Below are 734 nucleotides of genomic sequence, written 5' to 3'. Positions count from 1 at the left end.
TTTTTTAATAGACCGTCCTTTTGGGCACGGCCTAATCCGCACACGCGCAGGATAGATGGACGTTTGCGCAGCCCGCCAAAGGCTGGGCGCGCCGCCGATGGAGATTTCGATGAACCTTATTCAGCAGCTCGAAAAAGAGCAGTTCGACAAGCTCGCCGCCACCAAGACCATTCCGGAATTCGGGCCCGGCGACACCGTCATCGTCAACGTGAAGGTGGTCGAAGGCGAGCGCACCCGCGTGCAGGCCTATGAAGGCGTTTGCATCGGCCGTTCCGGCCAGGGACTCAACGAGAGCTTCACCGTCCGCAAGATTTCGTACGGCGAGGGCGTCGAGCGCGTCTTCCCGGTGCTGTCGCCGATGATCGACTCGATCAAGGTCGTGCGTCGCGGCAAGGTGCGTCGCGCCAAGCTCTATTACCTGCGCAACCTGCGCGGCAAGTCGGCCCGCATCGTCGAGAAGCAGGACCGCCAGACCGCCGTCGGCGAGTAAACGTTTCCCTTAAAAGGGGATGTGACCAAAAGCGCGGGGCCTGCCCCGCGCTTTTTCGTTGCGGCATACCTATCTGACGTAGCACCCCGCGCATCGATCGATTGTCGCGGGCGCGAGCCCTGTGTTAGAAATTTAGAATGGTTCCGGATCAAGCAAACCAGTGCTGCCCAAGTCAGACCTGCAAGCGCGTCGTGATCGACGATCGCTCGCGGCTGCCCGGCCGCTTCTTCGGGCGGTTTGCGAC

The 734-nt window shown here is 61.2% G+C and carries 1 protein-coding gene; it reads left to right on the top strand.

What is annotated here, in order from left to right:
- Nucleotides 1–109 precede the first annotated feature (109 nt).
- Entirely contained in the window at nt 110–490 is a 381-nt protein-coding gene (rplS, locus tag NS334_RS16535; RefSeq protein WP_058756986.1) for a 50S ribosomal protein L19, read from the top strand.
- The last annotated feature ends 244 nt before the right edge of the window (nt 491–734 follow it).

The organism is Sphingomonas endophytica, assembly GCF_001476895.1.
GTDB classification, from domain to species: Bacteria; Pseudomonadota; Alphaproteobacteria; order Sphingomonadales; family Sphingomonadaceae; genus Sphingomonas; species Sphingomonas endophytica_A.
Note: the sequence above shows the minus strand (reverse complement) of the source record. Positions and strands in the feature narration are given on the sequence as shown.

Excerpts from the sequence above, each read along its gene's own strand:
- rplS (WP_058756986.1), top strand. The coding sequence starts at position 110 with ATGAACCTTATTCAGCAGCTCGAAAAAGAGCAGTTCGACAAGCTCGCC.